Origin of the sequence: Halopseudomonas phragmitis, from assembly GCF_002056295.1 — a bacterium.
In the GTDB taxonomy this organism is placed as follows: Bacteria; Pseudomonadota; Gammaproteobacteria; order Pseudomonadales; family Pseudomonadaceae; genus Halopseudomonas; species Halopseudomonas phragmitis.
On record NZ_CP020100.1, the window covers coordinates 1,464,861 to 1,483,512 of the forward strand.

The window sequence follows — 18,652 nt, forward strand, 5'->3', positions numbered from 1 at the left end:
GTTAGGCGTGGGTTGTAAGGAGAGACGGCTATGCGGCGAGTGGTATTCAATCAGAAGGGCGGGGTGGGCAAGTCGAGCATTGCCTGCAATCTGGCGGCCGTGAGTGCGGCGGCCGGCTACAAGACCCTGGTGGTCGATCTCGATCCGCAGGCCAATTCCAGTCATTACCTGCTGGGTGATGGGCTGGCCAATGTGGATCATACCTTGGCCGATTTCTTTGCCGAGACTTTGTCAGCCAGCCTGTTCAGCAAGAAGGCTGAGCAGTTCGTCAGTGAAACGCCGTTCGAGAACCTTTGGTTGATGCCGGCCAGCCCCGAGCTGGCCGAGCTGCAGCACAAGCTGGAGTCACGCTACAAGATCCAGAAGCTGCGCAAGCTGCTCAAGGATCTCAAGGGCAGCTATGAGCGGATCTACATTGATACCGCTCCGGCTTTCAACTTCTACACCATTTCGGCTCTGATCGCGGCCGATCGTTGCCTGATTCCCTTCGACTGTGATGCCTTCTCGCGTCAGGCCCTGTATGGCCTGCTCCGCGAACTGGAGGACATTCGCGAGGAGCACAACGACGAGCTGGAAGTGGAAGGTATCGTGGTCAACCAGTTTCAGCCGCGGGCGACCCTGCCTCAGCAGATGATCGACGAACTGGTCGCCGAAGGGTTGCCGGTACTGCCGGTACACCTGCCCAGTTCCGTGCGTATGCGTGAATCACACCAGGCCAGCACGCCGCTGATCTTTCTCGACGGGCGGCACAAGCTGACCCAGCAATTCATCAATTTGCACGATCATCTGGAAAGCCGCTGAGTCTACTCAGCGGGCCACCAGCACATCGCAGGGCGGTTGGCGCAGCAGCTCCACCGCCAGGCTTCCAAGCAACGCGTCGCCAAGGCCGCTACGGCTATGCCCGCCCAGAGCGATAAAGTCTGGTTGCAGCAACGCGACCGCTTTCTGCAAGGTGTCCAGAACCCCACCTGACTCGATCAGCAGCTCGACCTGGGGCCGGGCAATACCCAGCATATCCAGGGTGCTCATCTCATCTTCAAGCAGATAGCTCAGGGTTTCGCGCTGCTCTTCGTGGAAGCGGTCCCGGGCGGCCTGGCCGGCCAGCCGCAGGCCGAGCGGAGGTTGGCAGATATGCAGGGCGTGCAGTTGGCCACCCTGCAGTAGCTTGGCGGCGGCCCTGAGCGCGGCACTGGCGCAGGCGGAAAAGTCTAGCGCCATCAGTGCCTGACGATAGTCACCGCTTTCCCGGGCAACCAGCAGTACCGGTGCGGCGGCCAAGCGACTGACCCGCTCCAGGTTGGTGCCGATAAACAGTTCAGGCTGGGTCTGGTGGTGCTGGCCCATGACGATCAGTTGCGCGTCCTGCTCGGCGGCGACCCGCAGAATCGTATCGGTGATCCGCCCGGGCAGAACCTGCAGTTCAATCTGTAATGGCTGGCCGGCCTGACACAGAGTGACCTGCGCGCCCAGCAAGTCGCGCGCCTGCTGGCACAGTTGGTCACGGGCCATCAGCGGCAACTGATCGTCGACCGTGTGCAGAACCGTGAGCGGTACCTGTAGCCGCTGAGCCAGTTGGCAGGCCCGCTTGAGGGCGAGCTCGGCATTGGCACTGAGGTCGCTGGCAATCAGAATTGGTGACATCACTGTCCTCCTGAGCGGATAAATTTGCCTCACTATGCGCCGCTTTTGCGGCAGGAATATTGATACAGGGCAAGTGCATGGTGTCAGTCTGCGTGGCATGCTGGACTACACACCCAGCAACCAGTGAAAGGAAGCCTAACAATGAAGCTTGAAACTCTGGCGATTCATGCCGGTTACAGCCCTGACCCCACCACCAAGGCGGTCGCCGTCCCTATTTTTCAGACCACCTCCTATGCCTTCGACAACACCCAGCATGGCGCAGATCTGTTCGATCTCAAGGTTCCGGGCAATATTTATTCGCGGATCATGAACCCGACCAACGACGTACTGGAACAACGCATCACCGCGCTGGAGGGGGGCGTTGGCGCATTGGCGGTAGCTTCCGGGATGGCGGCAATCACCTATGCGATTCAGACGCTGGCCGAGGTGGGCGACAATATCGTCTCAGTAGCCAAGCTTTATGGCGGTACCTACAACCTGTTTGCCCATACCTTGCCGCGGCAGGGCATAGAAGTGCGTTTTGCCGCTCATAATGATATTGCCGCCCTGGAAAGCCTGATCGATGAGCGGACCAAGGCGGTGTTCTGCGAGTCGATCGGCAACCCGGCGGGCAACATTATCGATCTGCAGGCGCTGGCCGATGCCGCCCACCGCCATGGCGTGCCGCTGATCGTCGACAACACCGTAGCCTCACCGGTGCTGTGCCGGCCGTTCGAGCATGGCGCCGATATTGTGGTGCACTCGTTGACCAAATACATTGGCGGCCACGGCACCAGCATCGGCGGGATTGTGGTTGATGGCGGTAAATTTCCCTGGGCGACCAATGCCGAGCGTTTCCCGCTGCTCAATACCCCGGATCCGTCCTACCACGGGGTGACCTATACCGAGGCATTTGGGCCGGCAGCCTTTATTGGCCGCTGCCGGGTGGTACCACTGCGCAACATGGGCGCGGCGCTGTCACCGTTCAACGCTTTTTTGATTCTGCAGGGCTTGGAAACCCTGGCGCTGCGCATGGAGCGTCATTGTCAGAACGCCCAGCGGGTGGCCGAATTTCTCAAGGGGCATCCGCAGGTCAGTTGGGTGCAGTACGCCGGGTTGCCGGATCATCCTGAACATGCGCTGGCGCAGCGCTATCTGGGCGGAACGCCGGCCTCCATCTTGTCGTTCGGTATCAAGGGGGGGCAGGAGGCCGGTGCACGGTTTATCGATGCGCTGCAACTGATCGTGCGGCTGGTGAATATCGGTGATGCCAAGTCACTGGCCTGCCACCCGGCCACCACCACTCACCGTCAGCTCAATGACGAAGAGTTGAAAAAGGCCGGGGTCAGTCGCGATATGGTGCGGTTGTCGATCGGGATTGAGCATATCGACGATATTCTCGCTGATCTTGAACAGGCGCTAGGCGCGGCCCAAAGCTGAGTCTGAGCCCATTGTTCCCGGCTATCAGGCCGGGAACAGAGGCCAGATCAGTGGGATTACCAGGGTGGCGGTGGCCCACATGATCAGGTTGAGCGGTACGCCGATGCGCAGGAAGTCGCTGAAGCGGTAGCCACCGGCACTGTAGACGAAGGTGTTGGTCTGATAGCCGATCGGGGTGGCGAAGCTGGCGCTGGCGGCAAACATTACCGCGACCACGAACGGACGGGGATCGGCGCCCAGTTGCTGGGCCACGCCGATGGCGATGGGCGTCAGCAGTACCGCCACCGCATTGTTGCTGACCAGTTCGGTCAACACCGAAGTCAGCAGGTAGATGAACGACAGCATGAACAGCGGCCCAAGCAGCGGCGACAGGCCCATGACCTGGCCAACGATACCGTCGACCAGGCCAACCTTGTTCATCGCGATACTGAACGCCAGCATGCCGAAGATGATGGTCAGGATCCGCCAGTCGATCGACTTGTAGGCATCCTCGGTGTCCAGACAGCCGGTGGCCACCACCACGGCGGCGGCGATCATCGCCAGGCCTTCGATGGGCATCACCTTGAGCGCTGCCAGCAGCATCACCGCAACAATCGCGGCAATCGCAATCGGTGCCTTGTCGCGCCGATAGGCGCGTTCCTGCACGGTGTTGAGGCTGATCAGCTCGCCATTGTCGGCGAATTTCTTGATTTGCGCCGGGGTGCCTTCGACCAGCATCACATCGCCGAACTGCAGCTGAAAATCGTCGAGGTTGTCCTCGATGTTTTCGTTGTGGCGGTGGATCGCCAGTACGTGGATGCCATAGCGGGCAGTCAGGTTGAGGTCTCGCATTGGCCGGTGGCTATAGCGTGAGTTGCGCCCGACAATCGCTTCGGCCAGGATCACATCGCGGGTCGAAATGGTCTCGAAATCGGCGATCTGCTCACGGTTGAAGGCCAGCACGCCGCTCTGACGCAACTCGACGAAGTTGCGCATGTTGGCGTGCAGCACCAGCCGGTCGCCGGCGCTGAGCACCGTAGTATTGACCGGAGTGGTCAGTTCTTCATCGCCACGGAAAATCTTCAGCACCTGAATGCCGCTGTTGCCGTTGAGGCTGGCGTCGGCGATGGTCTTGCCGATTACCGACGAATCATGCGGCACCAGCAGTTCGGTCATGAATGGCCGGCTCTGGTCCGGGCGCAACTGCTTGGACAGGCTCTCGCGAGCCGGCAGCAGGCGCTGGCCGACCAGCAGGATAAAGGTTATGCCGATCACCGCCATGATCAGCCCCGGTAGGGTGATTTCAAACATGCCGAACGGCTCCAGGCCGTTGGCCCGGGCCACGCCATCAACCAGAATGTTGGTCGAGGTGCCGATCATGGTCATGGTGCCGCCGAGAATGGTGGCGTAGGACAACGGGATCAGCATCTTCGACGGCTTGGTGCCGACCTGGGTGGCCAGGGCAATGGCCACCGGGGTCAGAATGGCGACCACCGGCGTGTTGTTGATGAAGGTCGACAGCAGCCCGGCGGTTAGCATCAGGCTGAACAGGGTGCGCCAGGGGCTGCCGCCACCCATCCGTGACAACCAGTTGCCGAGTGACTCGACACAGCCGGTGCGTTCCAGTGCTGCTGACAGGATGAACAGACAGGCAATGGTGATCGGTGCGCTGTTGGACAACACGCCAAGGACCTCGGCCGGGGTCAGCAACTGACTGACCAGCAGCACCGCCACGGCAATGCCGACTACCACGTCGGGGCTGAACTTCTCCCGGGCGAAGGCGTAGAACACCCAGCCCAGCAGGGCGGCGACGCCGATCATTGGCAAGGAGTCCCAGCTCATTGGCAACCTGAATCTCGTGTGAGGTATCGGCCCCGGACAAAGGAGCCAGCAATGGGCGCCAGATTAAACAGGCCGCTTAGTCTTGTCCAAGTCCAAAAACTGATTTTTATATGCTTTATTGGAATATATAAGCATTGGTTACATTTCGCCCCGTGTTCGCGGGCCCGGCTGCATCGGCCATACCCTATAGTCAAGATAAGGATTGTCGGTCATGGCGCCTGCCTTATGGGCTTGTATCAGGGCTTTTAATCGGGAGTCTTGGCGCTTGACCCTGCCGGATGCCTGGCCGTAGTGTTCAAACGCTTGTATGAATCTAGGGTGGCGGGTATGGTCCGCGCCGCCTGTTGGGAGACCTGAAAATGCCTGAATATAAAGCCCCCTTGCGTGACATGCGCTTCGTCATGGATGAAGTGTTCGACTTCGCTGCCGGTTATGAAGCCTTTGGTCTGGACGAGGTGTCGCCTGATCTGGTTGGCGCGATTCTTGAGGAAGGCGCCAAGTTCGCTGGTGAAGTGCTGGCACCCCTGAATCGGACTGGTGATGAGGAAGGTTGTCACATCGACAATGGCGTGGTGACTACGCCCAAGGGCTTCAAGGAAGCCTATCAGCAGTACGTCGACAACGGCTGGGGTTCGATGACGGGCCCGACCGAGTATGGCGGCCAGGGCCTGCCGGCTTCACTGGGTCTGGTGATTAACGAGATGATCGCCTCGGCCAACTATGCCTGGAGCATGTACCCGGGCCTGTCGCACGGCTGCGCCGCGGCGATTCGCGCGCATGGTACTCAGGAGCAGAAAGACCTGTACCTGAGCAAGCTGACCCCCGGCACCTGGACCGGCACCATGTGCCTGACCGAGCCGCACTGCGGTACCGACCTGGGGTTGATCAAGACCCGCGCGGTCCCCCAGGCCGATGGCTCTTACAAGATCACCGGTACCAAAATCTTCATTTCCTGTGGCGAGCATGATATGGCCGAGAACATCGTCCATCTGGTACTGGCCAAGTTGCCAGACGCGCCAGCCGGGACCAAAGGCATCTCGCTGTTCATCGTGCCCAAGTTCCTGCCCGACGCCAATGGCGAGAGCGGTGAGCGCAACAGCCTGGTCTGTGGTTCGATCGAGCACAAGATGGGGATCAAGGCGTCGGCGACCTGCGTGATGAACTTCGACGATGCCACCGGTTTCCTGATCGGCGACATCAACAAGGGCCTGAACTGCATGTTCACCATGATGAACCATGCGCGTCTGGGTACCGGTATGCAGGGTCTGTGTCATGGTGAAGCGTCCTATCAGAGCGCTGTCACCTATGCCAAGGATCGTCTGCAGATGCGTTCGCTGTCTGGTCCGGCTGCGCCGGAGAAGCCCGCTGACCCGATCATCGTACACCCCGATGTACGGCGCATGCTGCTAACCATGAAGGCCTTCAACGAAGGCAATCGGGCGCTGGCCTATTACACCGCACAGTTGCTGGACAAGGCCCACTACTCCAAGGACGAGGCCGAGCGTGCCGATGCCGAAAGCCAGTTGGCGTTCCTGACGCCGATCTGCAAGGCGTTCATGACCGAGACCGGTCTGGAAGCCACTATCCTCGGCCAGCAGGTGTTCGGCGGGCATGGCTACATTCGCGAATGGGGTCAGGAGCAGCAGGTGCGTGATTGCCGCATTGCCGGCATCTATGAAGGCACCAACGGCATTCAGGCGCTGGACCTGCTGGGCCGCAAGGTGCTCGGCAGCCAGGGTAAGCTGCTGATGGCCTTCACCAAACAGGTGCACAAGTTTTGTCAGGCCAATGAAGGTCACGCCACGCTGGGCGGTTACGTCAAACAGCTCAACGGGCTGAACGCCCAATGGGGTGAACTGACCACCAAGATCGGCATGAAGGCCATGCAGAATCGCGAAGAAGTCGGTGCGGCTTCGATGGACTTCCTGATGTTCTCAGGTTACGTCACCCTGGCGTTCTTCTGGCTGAAGATGGCTGTGGCAGCCCAGCAGCAATTGGATGCCGGCAGCACTGAAGCGGCCTTCTATGAAACCAAGCTGGTGACACAGGAGTTCTACTTCAAGCGTCTGCTGCCGCGCGCCTCGGCCCATAAAGAGGCTCTGGAGGCCGGTGCCGATTCGCTGATGAAGCTGAGCGCCGAGCAGTTCTAAGCCCAGGCGCATAATCTGCGCGCAAGCTCATGCGGTAATGCACAACCCCGGGCCTTGGTTCGGGGTTGTGCGTTTCTGGCACAGAGCTGCTCAGGATATAGCTGTGATGGATTTTGAGACAGAAGCGATTTTTATATGACCAGAAAAAGCAAAAAAGTCATATAGGGACGCTATCGGTCCTTTTGTTTGCGCGATACAATCGCCGGATGCTCCCGGTATGGTCCGGGCACGTTTTTGCAAGAGGAGTCGTCCCATGGCTGAATACAAAGCCCCCCTGCGTGATATCCGTTTCGTTCTCAATGAAGTTTTCGAAGCCGACCAGTTGTGGCAGAACCTGGCGGGTCTGAACGGAGCCATCGACGCGGAAACCGCCGATGCCATGCTGGAGGAAGCCGGCAAGATCACCTCGCAAACCATTGCGCCGCTGAACCGTAATGGCGACGAAGAGGGCGCCAAGTGGGATAACGGTGTGGTGACTACCCCGACCGGTTTCAAGGATGCCTACCAGACCTATGCCGAGGGTGGCTGGGTCGGCCTCTCGGGCAACCCTGAATTTGGTGGCTTGGGTATGCCCAAGACCCTGGGTGTGCAGGTGGAGGAAATGCTCTACGGCGCCAACAACAGTTTTGCCCTGTACGTTGCCCTGACTGCCGGCAGCACCCTGGCGCTGGATGCCCACGGTAGCGAAGAGCTTAAGCAGACCTATCTGCCCAACATGTATGCCGGCACCTGGGCCGGAACCATGTGTCTGACCGAACCGCATGCTGGTACCGATCTGGGCATCATTCGGACCAAGGCAGTGCCTGAAGCCGATGGCAGCTATTCGGTGACCGGTACCAAGATCTTCATCACCGGCGGTGAGCATGATCTGACCGAGAACATCATTCACCTGGTGCTGGCCAAGCTGCCCGACGCGCCGGCCGGCCCCAAGGGCATCTCGCTGTTCCTGGTACCCAAGTTCCTGGTCAATGCCGACGGCAGCCTGGGTGAGCGCAATAGCGTCTCCTGTGGCTCGATCGAGCACAAGATGGGGATCAAGGCATCGGCTACCTGTGTGATGAACTTCGACGGTGCCAAGGGCTTCTTGATCGGTGAGCTGAACAAAGGCCTGAACGCCATGTTCACCATGATGAACTACGAGCGCCTGTCGATCGGTATTCAGGGCATCGGCTGCTCCGAGGCTTCCTATCAGAGCGCCGTGGCCTACGCCCGTGAGCGGATCCAGAGCCGTGCGCCGACTGGTGCGCAGCAGCCCGACAAGGCGGCCGACCCGATCATCGTGCATCCGGATGTGCGTCGCATGCTGCTGACCATCAAGGCCATGACCGAGGGTAGCCGGGCGTTCTCGACCTATGTCGGCTCGCAACTGGACATCAGCAAGTTCTCCGACGATGCTGCCGCCAAGAAAAAGGCCGAGGATCTGGTCGCGCTGCTGACCCCGGTAGCCAAGGCCTTCTTCACCGATGTCGGTCTGGAAAACTGCGTGCATGGCCAGCAGGTATTCGGGGGCCACGGTTACATCCGCGAGTGGGGTCAGGAGCAACTGGTGCGCGATGTGCGTATTGCCCAGATCTATGAGGGTACCAACGGCATTCAGGCGCTTGACCTGATGGGTCGCAAGACCGTGGCCAACGACGGTGCCTTCTTCAAGCAGTTTGCCGATGAGATCAAGGGCTTTATCGCCGACAACGGCGATCAGGCACTGGCTGAATTCGTCCAGCCGCTGGCCGCGGCGCTGGCCAATCTGGAAGAGCTGACCGCTCAGGTCATCGACCGTAGCAAGACCAACCCGAATGAAGTCGGTGCGGCCTCGGTCGAGTACCTGCATGTGTTCGGTTACACCGCCTATGCCTACATGTGGGCGAAAATGGCCAAGGTGGCCCTGGCCAAGCTGGATCAGGACGGTGATGGTTTCTATCAGGCCAAACTCAGCACTGGGCGGTTCTTCGTCAAGCGTCTGTTGCCGCGTATCCAGTCGCTGAGCGCGGCGGTACGTTCCGGTAGCGAGCCGCTGTTCGAGCTAAGCGCCGAGCAGTTCTGAGTCGGCGTCAGGCCTGCCGGTATGGCCGGCAGGCCATGTAAGCCATGGCTTACATGTACTGATGGTAATGGACTATGGGCACTGCCTGCCGCTCTGCGTAACATCATGAAACGCAAGGAGCCAGCAGGAAGCAGCCCAAACAACATGGATTAAGGACAGTGCCCGGGGGGCATACCATTAGGGATGATCAGGACCCGTTCTGCAAAGCCTCGCTTCGGCGAGGTTTTTTCTTTTCTGCCCTGCCGCCATGACTCAGGCGAACCGGCATTCAAGTACTCCCAATTCGCCCATTTCCACCCGTACCCGATCGCCGGCCCCAACCTCCTGCATGGGCGCTAGCGCTCCGGACAGCACGATTTCCCCCGCCCTGATCGGGGTACCCTGACGCGCTAGCTCACGGGCCAGCCACAGGCAGGCATTGAGCGGGTTGCCCATGCATTGGCTGGCGTGCCCTGATAGCGGCGTCAGGTCATTGCGCTGTAATTGCACCTCCAGAGTGCTCAGGTCCACATCGCGTGGGGCTAAGGGCCGAGAGCCGAGCACGAACAGTCCCGAAGACAGGTTGTCCGCCAGCGCGTCGAACAGGTTGCGAGGCCAGCCTGTCAATGCCGAGTCACAGATTTCCAGCGCCGGTGCCACGCCGCCCAGGGCGTCGAGCAGGTCGGCTACTTGCAGGTCCGGGCCGTCCAGGGTTTCGGCAAACACAAATGCTACCTCCGCCTCCACCCTGGGTGCCATCAGCCGTGGCGTGGGGACTGGCTCATCCTCGCAGCATTGCCAGTCATACGCCAGAACGCCAAACAGTGGGTGATTGAGCCCCATGGCCTGTTGCGCCCGTGGGTCGGTGAGGCCAAGCTTGTAGCCGATCAACTCCAGCCCGGCACTACATTGCAGTGCAGTCAAAGCCCGCTGGGTAGCATAGGCCTGCTCCAGACTGGTGATACCGAAGCGCTCGGCAACCGGCGCACAGGGCGCCAACTGCTGACGGGCCTGGAACAACGTCTGGGCTGCGGCTTGTGAGTCGAAAACGGGCGTGTTCATGCGGCGGATCCGCCGACCGGCTTGTCGCCGACCACCGTAGTGCGAAACATTTCCCGCCGCTTGCCGAAATAGTCCGAGACCGGTTGATGCCAGGTGCAGCGGTTGTCCCAGATGGCTAGTGTGCCGGGTGCCCAGCGCATACGGCAGGTAAAGGCCGGGGCGGTGGCGACAGAGAACAGGTAGTCGAGGATCGGTCGCGACTCCTCGGCCTTCATTCCTTCGATACCAAGGGTGTAGGCGGGGTTGGCGAACAGCACGTTGCGGCCGGTTTCCGGGTGGCGGGTGATCAGCGGGTGACTGCGCACGTCATGGTCAACGTTTTCGCCATAGACAATCTTCATGCTTTCCAGCCCGGCATTGTGCTTGGCATTAGGGCCATAGCCGAACTCGGGAGTGTGGATGCCGCGCAAACCGAGCAGCATGTTCTGCATGGCCGGCGACAGCCATTCGTAGGCCAGGTACATGTTGGTATAGAGGGTATCGCCGCCGACGTCAGGCACATCGTGGCCGTACAGCAGGGTAAAGGCCGGCGGACGTTCCTGAAAGGTCCAGTCGGTGTGCCAGGCGCCACCAAAGACGATCGGTGTGCTTTCGTCGGCCTCTTTACGTACATGCACCACATGCGGGTGATCAGCCATGGGTTTGACATAGGGTTCGTTACCGAACTCGCCAAAGCGCAGCGTCACCGCCTCCAGTTGGGCGACGGACAGACTCTGATCGCGAATGAACAGCACCAGATGGTCCATCAGCGCCTGACGCAGTTCTGTCTGGCCTTCGTCGGACAGGTTGTTGAGGTCGATGTCATAGACATCAGCGCCCATCGAGCCGGCTACAGGGGATATCTTGAAGTGTTGGTAGCTGCGGGCCTGGTTGTTGCTGGCGCTGGTGTAGAAGAACTCGGGCATGATGGTTACCTTTTCTTATGAGTCATGGCCCGGTCAGCATGCTACAGGGCCTATACTTCGGCCATGACTTCTACTGCCATCGCATGACAGATACTGCCAGAACGGAGGAGTAATGGACTGGCGACAACGACGTGACAGCACCAATGTCAGTTACCTGCTGGAGGTTGCGGGGCAGCTCGGCGTGGCTGCCGATGAGTGTCTTGCCAACACTGGCCTGAGCCTGGAACGACTGGCCGCGGGTGAGGGTTTTGAGCTGTGGCAGGAGCTGGCTGTGGTGCGCAATTTGGTGGCGCGCTGGCCGCACCCAGGTACTGGGCTGCGGGTCGGCAAGTGCTACCACCTGACCAGTCTGGGGTTGTTGGGCTATACCATGCTGGCCAGCCGTACCCTCTGGGAAGCGATCCAGGTCAGTGAGCGCTTTCGCCCGTTGTCGCTGTCGATCTGCCCGGTAAGCCTGCAACCGCATGAGCAGGGGCTGTGGATGTGCCTGGATGACAGTGTTCTGCCCGAGGATGCCCGTTGCCTGGTGGTTGAGCGCGGGTTGGCGGCCTGGAAGCGGGTATTCTCTGAGCTGCTGCAGCGGCCATTCATACCGCTGCAGGTTTCCCTGGCGCTGACCACGGCCGGCTCAGCGGCGGATTACAGTGCCCATTTCGGTTGCCCGGTCCTGTTGCGGCAGCCACGTAATGCCATGTTGATCGCGCGCAGCGACCTGGATAGCGCTTTGCCCCTGGCCAATGCCCAGACCCAGCAAACCTGTGCCAGCCTCTGCCAGCGCCTGTGTGATGACCTGGGGGATGTCCAGGGCGTGCTGGCGCGACAGGTGCTGCAACGGTTGATGAGTCATTCCGGACGCCATTGCCGGGCGGCCGAAGTGGCAGGTTGGCTGGGGCTTTCCGAGCGCACCCTGCATCGCCGTCTGGCCGAGGAGGGCTACCCGTTTCGCGGGCTCGACGAGCGGGTGCGGCGTAATCTGGCCGAGCGTCTGCTGGGCGACAGTGCCTTGGGGCTGGAAAGTATCGCGCAGCAGCTTGGCTATGCCGAGGCGGCGAGTTTTTCCCGGGCATTCAAGCGCTGGACCGGCCGCTCGCCGGATCAGTGGCGGCGCCAGCGTTTGCGCTCTGGCGAGCCCTTGACGCTGTTGGGAGAGACCTATGCTTGAGCTGTTACAGGTCAGCAAGGACTACGCCAGTCCACAGGGCAGCATCCGCGTGCTGGAACAAGTCGACCTGCAATTGGCGGCGGGTAGCAGCTTGGCCCTGACCGGTGAATCGGGCTGTGGCAAGAGCACATTGCTGCATCTGGTGGCCGGCCTGGATCTTCCTGATGGCGGCGATATTCGCCTGGATGGCCAGAGTCTCACTCGCCTGGGCGAAGCCGGGCGGGCTGCCTGGCGGCGTCAGCGTGTGGCGCTGGTGTTTCAGCAGTTCAATCTGATCCCGTCCTTGCCGGTGGCAGACAACCTGGCGTTCCAGGCCCGTCTGGCCGGGCGTCTGGAACGTCCCTGGCTGGACTATCTGACCCGGCAACTGGGTCTTGAAAGTTTGCTCGGGCGTTATCCCGAACAGCTCTCCGGAGGCCAGCAACAGCGGGTGGCTGTTGGCCGGGCGCTGGCGGTCCGGCCACAGTTGCTGCTGGCCGACGAGCCAACCGGCAACCTGGATGAGCAAACGGCTGAAGAGGTCATGGCCTTGCTGCTGAAATTGGTGGCGGACAGTGGCTGCAGTCTGTTGATGGTGACGCATAGTCTGCATCTGGCCTCGCGCCTGGATCGGCAGGTGCGGCTGTCGGCTGGGCAATTGCACTGATGCTGGGGCGGCTCGGTTGGACCTGGCTGACCTTGCTCAGTCATTGGCGCCGGCATCCGTTGCAGGCGTTGTGTCTGCTGGTCGGCCTGTGGCTGGCTACGGCGCTGTGGAGCGGGGTTCAGGCGCTCAATGCCCAGGCGCGTGACAGCTATGAGCGCGCGGCCCAGCTGTTTGGTGACGGTCAGCAAACGGTACTGATCAATCCGGCGGGACAGATGCTGGCCGAAGCGGATTATATTGACCTGCGTCTGGCTGGCTGGCCAGTGTCCCCGCTACTGCGTGGCAGTCTGCGGTTTGAGGGCCCCGATGGCCCGCGACGCCTGCAAGTACTGGGGGTTGAGCCCTTGACCCTGCCGGCCGGAGGGCTGTTGGGCCGCCAGCTCAACTCGGCGTCCGACTTGAGCGATTTCATGTATGCGCCGGGGCGTACCTGGCTGGCGACCGATACCCTGGCCGAGCTGGGGTGGCAGCCGGGCCAGCAGCCGCAGACTGAGCATGGCGCGCGCTTGCCAAGCCTACAGGTTCGGGATGAACTGCCGTCAGGCACTTTGGTGGTCGATATCGGCCAAGCCCAGGCCCTGCTGGAACGGCCCGGACAACTGAGCCAGCTGCTGGTTGAGCAAGGCTTTGCCGCAGACCGGCCAGCCTTGCCGGCCGGTATTGAGCTGGTCTGGGATCAACGCGAAGAGGCTGACCTCGAGCGCCTGAGTGACAGTTTCCACATGAACCTGAGCGCTCTCGGACTCTTGGCCTTTCTGGTCGGGCTATTCATTGTCCATGCCGCTGCTGGTCTGGCGCTGGAGCAGCGCCGGGGGCTACTGCAGACCTTGCGAGCCTGCGGTGTGTCGCTGAGTCAGCTCAGTACGGCGTTGATCCTGGAGCTGTTGGTGCTGGCGCTGCTGGCAGGGCTGTTGGGACTGGTCAGCGGTTATCTGATCGCCAGTCTGCTGGTGGGCGATGTTGCCGCCAGCCTGCGGGGCCTGTATGGCGCTCAGGTGGTCGGGCAACTGCGGCTTGAGCCTGGCTGGTGGTGGGCCGGACTGGGTATGGCGGTGCTGGGCTGCGCTCTGGCTGGTGCTGCCAGTGTGCTGCGCGCCCTGCGTCTGCCGGTTCTGGCCTGGGCGCGGCCCCAGGCCTGGCGCGAGGCACAGGGGCGAACCCTGCGACGATTGTCTCTGGCGGCTGTGGTGCTGCTGGGGGCGGCGTTGCTGTTGGTGTGGCGTGGTGACAGCCTGGTGTCTGGGTTCATGTTGCTGGGCTGTCTGCTGCTGGGCGTGGCCTGGCTGTTGCCGTTATGGCTGGCGCTGTTGCTGCGGCTTGGCCAGCGCCTGGCCAAACAGCCGGTTTGGCAGTGGTTCTGGGCCGACAGCCAGCAGCAGTTGGGTGGTTTGAGTCTGGCGCTGATGGCTCTGCTGCTGGCGCTGGCGGCCAATATCGGGGTGGGCAGCATGACCGAAGGGTTTCGCAAGACCTTTGTCGGCTGGCTGGATCAGCGTCTGGCCGCGGATATCTATGTGCGTCCGGACGGCGCCACAGAGGCTGTGCAGTTGAGTCGCTGGTTGCAGGCCCGACCTGAGGTTGTTGGGCTGCTGCCCAGCTGGCAGCAGGAACTGCGCGTCGGTGGCTGGCCAACGGAGGCCAGTGGCGTGATCAATCATCCCCTGTACGCCGAGTCCTGGCCGCTGCGCGACAGCCTGGCCCAGGCCTGGCCACGCCTGCATGCGGGCGAAGGGGTCATGGTCAGTGAACAGCTGGCGCAGCGGCTGGGGCTGACGCTGGGCAGCAATCTGGAGCTACTGACGCCAGCCGGGGTGCAGGTTTTCGTGGTCCTGGGGCACTATGCCGACTATGGGAATCCGCGTGGACAGGTGCTGATGGCCGCTGAGCGCTTTCGCGAGCTATGGCCGCAGCGTGAACTTACCAGCATCGGTGTCCTGACCCGGGAGGGGGCAGCCGCGCAACTGGTCGAGGCCCTGCGCCATGAGTTCGATCTGCCGGGTAACCGGGTGATCGACCAGGCCACACTCAAAGACTATTCGCGTCAGGTGTTCGAGCAAACCTTCGCCGCCACGGCGGCGCTCAACAGCCTGACCCTGGGCGTAGCGGTGATTGCCCTGTTGTGCAGCCTGTTGAGCCTGGCCGACAGCCGCCTGGGGCAATTGGCTCCGCTCTGGGCCATGGGCCTGACGCCAGCGGGGCTGGCCCGGCTGAGTCTGATCCAGATGCTGGCGCTGGCGGGCCTGACCTGCCTGCTGGCGATTCCGCTGGGGCTGGCGTTGGCCTGGGTGCTGGTCGAGGTGGTCAATGTCCAGGCTTTTGGCTGGCGCCTGCCCTGGCACTGGTTCCCCGGGCAGTGGCTGGTGCTGACGGCACTGGCGCTGCTGGCGGTACTGCTGGCCAGCCTGGGCCCGGTATGGCGGCTCAGCCGTCAGGGGCCGATGGACATGTTGAGGCGCTTGGCGCATGACTAAAGCTTATCTGTGTCTGCTAATGATAGCGCTGCTGCTCAGCGGCTGTGAGCCAGCGCGCGAGACGCCGGGTGAAGGCTTTGCCGGGCTTGGCCGTGAACAGCAGGGCTATGCTCCGGTGGTGCCGGGGCGGGTACTGAGCTTCCCGGCCGACCATGCGGCCCACCCCGAGTTTCGTATCGAATGGTGGTATGTCACCGCCAATCTCAAGGATCAGCAGGGACGTGACTGGGGCGCGCAGTGGACTCTGTTTCGGCAGGCGCTACAGCCGCACACCGAGACGTCGCCAACCGCCGGCTGGGGTCAGCCGCAGGTCTGGCTCGGGCATGCGGCACTGACTCAGGCGCAGGGTCATCGCCATGCCGAACGTCTGGCCCGAGGGGGCGTCGGTCAGGCTGGGGTGGAGTTGAATCCCTATCGCGCCTGGATTGATCACTGGCAACTGAGCGGTCAGGCCAATGCCATGCTCAGCCCGCTTTGGGTGCAGGCACAGGGCGAGAACTTTGGTTATCGGCTGGAACTGCACAGTGACCGGCCGGTGGTATTGCAGGGCGAGCAGGGATACAGCCGCAAGTCCGACAGCGATCAGGCCTCCTATTACTACAGCCAGCCGTTCTATCAGGTCAGGGGCGAGATCGAGTGGGATGGCGAGCGGCTGGCGGTCACGGGGCAGGGCTGGCTTGATCGGGAGTGGAGTAGCCAACCGCTGGCAGAAGATCAACAGGGTTGGGACTGGTTTTCTCTGCATCTGGATAGCGGCGATAAGCTGATGCTGTTCCGGCTGCGCAGCGAGCAACGCGGACATTACCTGTCCGGCACCTGGATCAGCGCCACGGGGCAGACCTGGCCGCTGGCACCTGAGGCGGTCGAGATCGAGCCGCTCAATCAGACCTCAGTGGCCGGGCGTCAGCTACCGACCCGCTGGCACCTGCGAGTAGCCGCGCGGGATTTCGAGGTTACGACCGAGGCCCTGAATCCACAGGCCTGGATGGGCACCGGCATTCCCTACTGGGAAGGGCCGATTCGAGTGTCCGGCAGTCATGCCGGGGTTGGTTATCTGGAAATGACCGGTTATTGAGGCTTGACGCTGTGCCGGCCGGCGGCGTAGATTGAGGCCATGTCAGCGCTCAACGTGTTTTTCGCCCGAATGATTATTACCGCCATTCCGATATTGGCGGGCTGACACGCGTCCATCCCAACCCGCCCTTGAGGCGGGTTTTTCATGACTGCTCCGAGGGTTAAAAGCCAGGAGGCAGCATGAATACCCGTTTATCCCCCGAGCCAGAAACCTGCCGGGACCCGCAACCCTATAGCCGCAGCGGATTGGGTGGCGCCATTCGCCCCGGACTCGCGCCCGGTCTGCTGCGCGATTATGTCGCCCGCATTCTGTCGGCCCCGGTGTACGAGGTGGCGCATGAGACGCCGCTGCAGCAAGCCGCGCAGCTTTCTTCCCGGCTGGGCAACCGGATACTGCTCAAGCGTGAAGATCTGCAGCCGGTATTTTCCTTCAAGATCCGTGGCGCCTACGCCAAGCTGGCCAGTCTGGATGCTCAGGCCCGCGCCGCCGGGGTTATCTGCGCTTCGGCCGGTAATCATGCCCAAGGCCTGGCATTGGCAGCCCGGCACCTGCAGGTCAAGGCGCTGATTGTCATGCCCGCCAATACCCCACAGATCAAGGTCCAGGGGGTACGCCAGCAGGGCGCCCAGGTGTTGTTGCAGGGCGATAGCTTCACCCAAGCGTTGGAGTACGCCCAGCTACTGGCCCGGCTACAGGGTTACAGCTTTATTGCGCCCTACGACGACCCCGAGGTGATCGCCGGGCAGGGCACGGTGGCTGTCGAGCTGCTGCGTCAGCAGGCCGAACTGGACGCGGTGTTCGTGCCGGTCGGCGGCGGTGGTTTGATTGCCGGGGTGGCGGCTTATTTGAAGTATCTCAACCCGGCAATCCGGGTGGTTGGGGTTGAGGCCGAAGGCTCAGCTTGTCTGAAAGCGGCTCTGGATAGCGGTAAACGAGTGGTGTTGCCGAGTGTGGATGGCTTTGCTGATGGAGTGGCTGTGGCTCAGGTCGGGGTGCATAACTGGGCTCTGTGTCGTCATCTGGTCGATGAGGTCATCAGCGTCGGCAACGATGAAATCTGTGCAGCCATTCGCCAGGTCTACGAGGACACCCGGGCGATCACCGAACCTTCGGGTGCCCTGGCCGTGGCCGGGTTGCAGCGTTATGTAGCCCGCAGCGGGTGCCGGGATCGGACCCTGGTGGCAATTACCTCGGGCGCCAATATCAATTTCGCCAGCCTGCGCCATGTGATCGAGCGCACTGAGCAGATGCTCAGTGTGGCCTGATGCGCTCGATCCGGTCCGGATGGATGATGATCTGGCCCTGCTTGAGCAGGCCGCCAATGGCTTTCTTGAAATTGCCCTTGCTGACCCCGAACAGCGCGGCAATGTCTTCGGCCGGGCTTTTGTCGCTGAGCATCAGAACGCCCTGATGGGCATCGAGCTGCTCCAGAATCCGGCTTTGCAAGGTCTCGGCCGCGTCGCGTCCCAGTGGCTGCAGGCTCAGGCTGATCTTGCCGTCGGGCCGCAGCTCGCGGATATAGCCCTGCTCGCGCATGCCACTGCGAACGAACTTGAACAGTTCATTTTTGTGCAGCAGGCCCCAATGCTGGCCATTGATGATGGCTTTGTGGCCCAGGTCGGTGCGTTCGGCAATCAGCAGGTCAACCGCCTGCCCAGGCTGATAGCGCGCCGGGGTTTTGTCCAGGTAGCGGTCCAGCTTGCTGGTCGCGGTAATGCGCCGGGTGTGCTTGTCCAGATACAGGTAGACCAGACAATACTGACCCACTTCCAGCGGACGCCGGGTTTCCGAGTGGGGCAGCAGCACATCCTTGGGCAAGCCCCAGTCGAGAAACACCCCGGTACGGTTGATGTCGGTGACCTTAAGGCTGGCAAATTCACTGACCAGAGCCTTGGGCTTGCGGGTAGTGGCGATCAGCCGGTCTTCACTGTCCAGATAGATGAACACGTTGAGCCAGTCATCGACCTCGGCCGGCTCGTCCTTGGGGATCTCGCGTTTGGGCAGCAGAATTTCACCATCCGGCCCGCCGTCCAGGTAAAGCCCGAAGTCGGTGTATTTGGTGATTTGCAGGGTGTTGAAGCGGCCCAGGGCTGCCATAGGGGATTCTCGCAGGAATGGGGGAAGCTTGAGGAGTAGTGTATCGGAGAACGTAAGAAATGGTGGGCCCACCAGGACTTGAACCTGGGACCAAGCGATTATGAGTCGCCTGCTCTGACCAACTGAGCTATAGGCCCTATATATCAAACTGGGCCGGATTATACGGTGTGGATGGGCGACTGA

14 protein-coding genes and 1 tRNA gene are annotated in these 18,652 nt (G+C 61.5%); 9 read left to right on the forward strand and 6 right to left on the reverse strand.

Annotated features, from left to right (window positions below; all coding sequences use genetic code 11):
- The first annotated feature begins 30 nt into the window (after nucleotides 1-30).
- Nucleotides 31-801, forward strand: coding sequence for a ParA family protein (locus BVH74_RS06755; protein ID WP_080049322.1), 771 nt, complete (start codon nucleotides 31-33; stop codon nucleotides 799-801).
- A gap of 6 nt (nucleotides 802-807) precedes the next feature.
- On the opposite strand, the gene BVH74_RS06760 is transcribed toward BVH74_RS06755, so the two are convergent.
- The gene (locus BVH74_RS06760) at nucleotides 808-1,641 is read right to left on the reverse strand and encodes a universal stress protein (protein ID WP_165443765.1); all 834 of its coding nucleotides are present in this window, start codon (nucleotides 1,639-1,641) and stop codon (nucleotides 808-810) included.
- Nucleotides 1,642-1,782: 141 nt separating this feature from the next.
- Here BVH74_RS06760 and BVH74_RS06765 point away from each other — a divergent pair, with 141 nt between their 5' ends.
- Nucleotides 1,783-3,060, forward strand: coding sequence for a bifunctional O-acetylhomoserine aminocarboxypropyltransferase/cysteine synthase (locus BVH74_RS06765; RefSeq protein WP_080049324.1), 1,278 nt, complete (start codon nucleotides 1,783-1,785; stop codon nucleotides 3,058-3,060).
- A 24-nt stretch (nucleotides 3,061-3,084) separates the two neighbouring features.
- On the opposite strand, the gene BVH74_RS06770 is transcribed toward BVH74_RS06765, so the two are convergent.
- Nucleotides 3,085-4,881 carry an SLC13 family permease gene (locus tag BVH74_RS06770; protein ID WP_080049325.1) on the reverse strand — a complete coding sequence of 599 codons (1,797 nt, stop codon included), beginning with the start codon at nucleotides 4,879-4,881 and terminating at the stop codon, nucleotides 3,085-3,087.
- Between the two features lie 359 nt (nucleotides 4,882-5,240).
- On the opposite strand from BVH74_RS06770, the gene BVH74_RS06780 reads away from it, so the two are divergent.
- Nucleotides 5,241-7,031: an acyl-CoA dehydrogenase C-terminal domain-containing protein gene (locus BVH74_RS06780; RefSeq protein ID WP_080049327.1), complete on the forward strand. Its 1,791-nt coding sequence runs from the start codon at nucleotides 5,241-5,243 to the stop codon at nucleotides 7,029-7,031.
- A gap of 253 nt (nucleotides 7,032-7,284) precedes the next feature.
- On the forward strand, nucleotides 7,285-9,072 hold the full coding sequence (locus BVH74_RS06785; RefSeq protein WP_080049328.1) for an acyl-CoA dehydrogenase C-terminal domain-containing protein: 1,788 nt from the start codon (nucleotides 7,285-7,287) through the stop codon (nucleotides 9,070-9,072).
- Between the two features lie 252 nt (nucleotides 9,073-9,324).
- Here the strand turns inward: BVH74_RS06785 and BVH74_RS06790 are convergent, their stop codons facing one another.
- Nucleotides 9,325-10,113 (reverse strand): 2-keto-4-pentenoate hydratase, encoded by a 789-nt coding sequence (locus BVH74_RS06790; protein WP_080049329.1) that lies wholly within the window; start codon nucleotides 10,111-10,113, stop codon nucleotides 9,325-9,327.
- The gene (locus tag BVH74_RS06795) at nucleotides 10,110-11,018 is read right to left on the reverse strand and encodes a TauD/TfdA dioxygenase family protein (protein WP_080049330.1); all 909 of its coding nucleotides are present in this window, start codon (nucleotides 11,016-11,018) and stop codon (nucleotides 10,110-10,112) included. Before BVH74_RS06795 ends, BVH74_RS06790 begins: the two co-directional genes overlap by 4 nt.
- Before the next feature lie 112 nt (nucleotides 11,019-11,130).
- Here BVH74_RS06795 and BVH74_RS06800 point away from each other — a divergent pair, with 112 nt between their 5' ends.
- The 5 genes from BVH74_RS06800 to ilvA all read left to right on the forward strand — a co-directional run bounded on the left by BVH74_RS06800 (nucleotide 11,131) and on the right by ilvA (nucleotide 17,637).
- The gene (locus BVH74_RS06800; protein WP_080049331.1) at nucleotides 11,131-12,180 is read left to right on the forward strand and encodes an AraC family transcriptional regulator; all 1,050 of its coding nucleotides are present in this window, start codon (nucleotides 11,131-11,133) and stop codon (nucleotides 12,178-12,180) included.
- The gene (locus tag BVH74_RS06805; protein WP_080049332.1) at nucleotides 12,173-12,826 is read left to right on the forward strand and encodes an ABC transporter ATP-binding protein; all 654 of its coding nucleotides are present in this window, start codon (nucleotides 12,173-12,175) and stop codon (nucleotides 12,824-12,826) included. The genes BVH74_RS06800 and BVH74_RS06805 overlap by 8 nt, the downstream gene beginning before the upstream one ends.
- A 2-nt stretch (nucleotides 12,827-12,828) precedes the next feature.
- Nucleotides 12,829-15,297 (forward strand): ABC transporter permease, encoded by a 2,469-nt coding sequence (locus tag BVH74_RS06810; RefSeq protein ID WP_444542551.1) that lies wholly within the window; start codon nucleotides 12,829-12,831, stop codon nucleotides 15,295-15,297.
- Nucleotides 15,290-16,372 (forward strand): lipocalin-like domain-containing protein, encoded by a 1,083-nt coding sequence (locus BVH74_RS06815; protein ID WP_080049334.1) that lies wholly within the window; start codon nucleotides 15,290-15,292, stop codon nucleotides 16,370-16,372. The genes BVH74_RS06810 and BVH74_RS06815 overlap by 8 nt, the downstream gene beginning before the upstream one ends.
- Before the next feature lie 179 nt (nucleotides 16,373-16,551).
- Nucleotides 16,552-17,637, forward strand: a complete 1,086-nt coding sequence (gene ilvA / locus BVH74_RS06820; protein WP_080049335.1) for a threonine ammonia-lyase, biosynthetic — start codon at nucleotides 16,552-16,554, stop codon at nucleotides 17,635-17,637.
- Here the strand turns inward: ilvA and BVH74_RS06825 are convergent.
- Complete coding sequence (locus BVH74_RS06825) at nucleotides 17,624-18,469, reverse strand: CvfB family protein (RefSeq protein ID WP_080049336.1); 846 nt, start codon at nucleotides 18,467-18,469, stop codon at nucleotides 17,624-17,626. The genes ilvA and BVH74_RS06825 overlap by 14 nt on opposite strands.
- A gap of 60 nt (nucleotides 18,470-18,529) precedes the next feature.
- Nucleotides 18,530-18,606 (reverse strand) — tRNA-Ile (locus BVH74_RS06830).
- Nucleotides 18,607-18,652 lie beyond the last annotated feature (46 nt).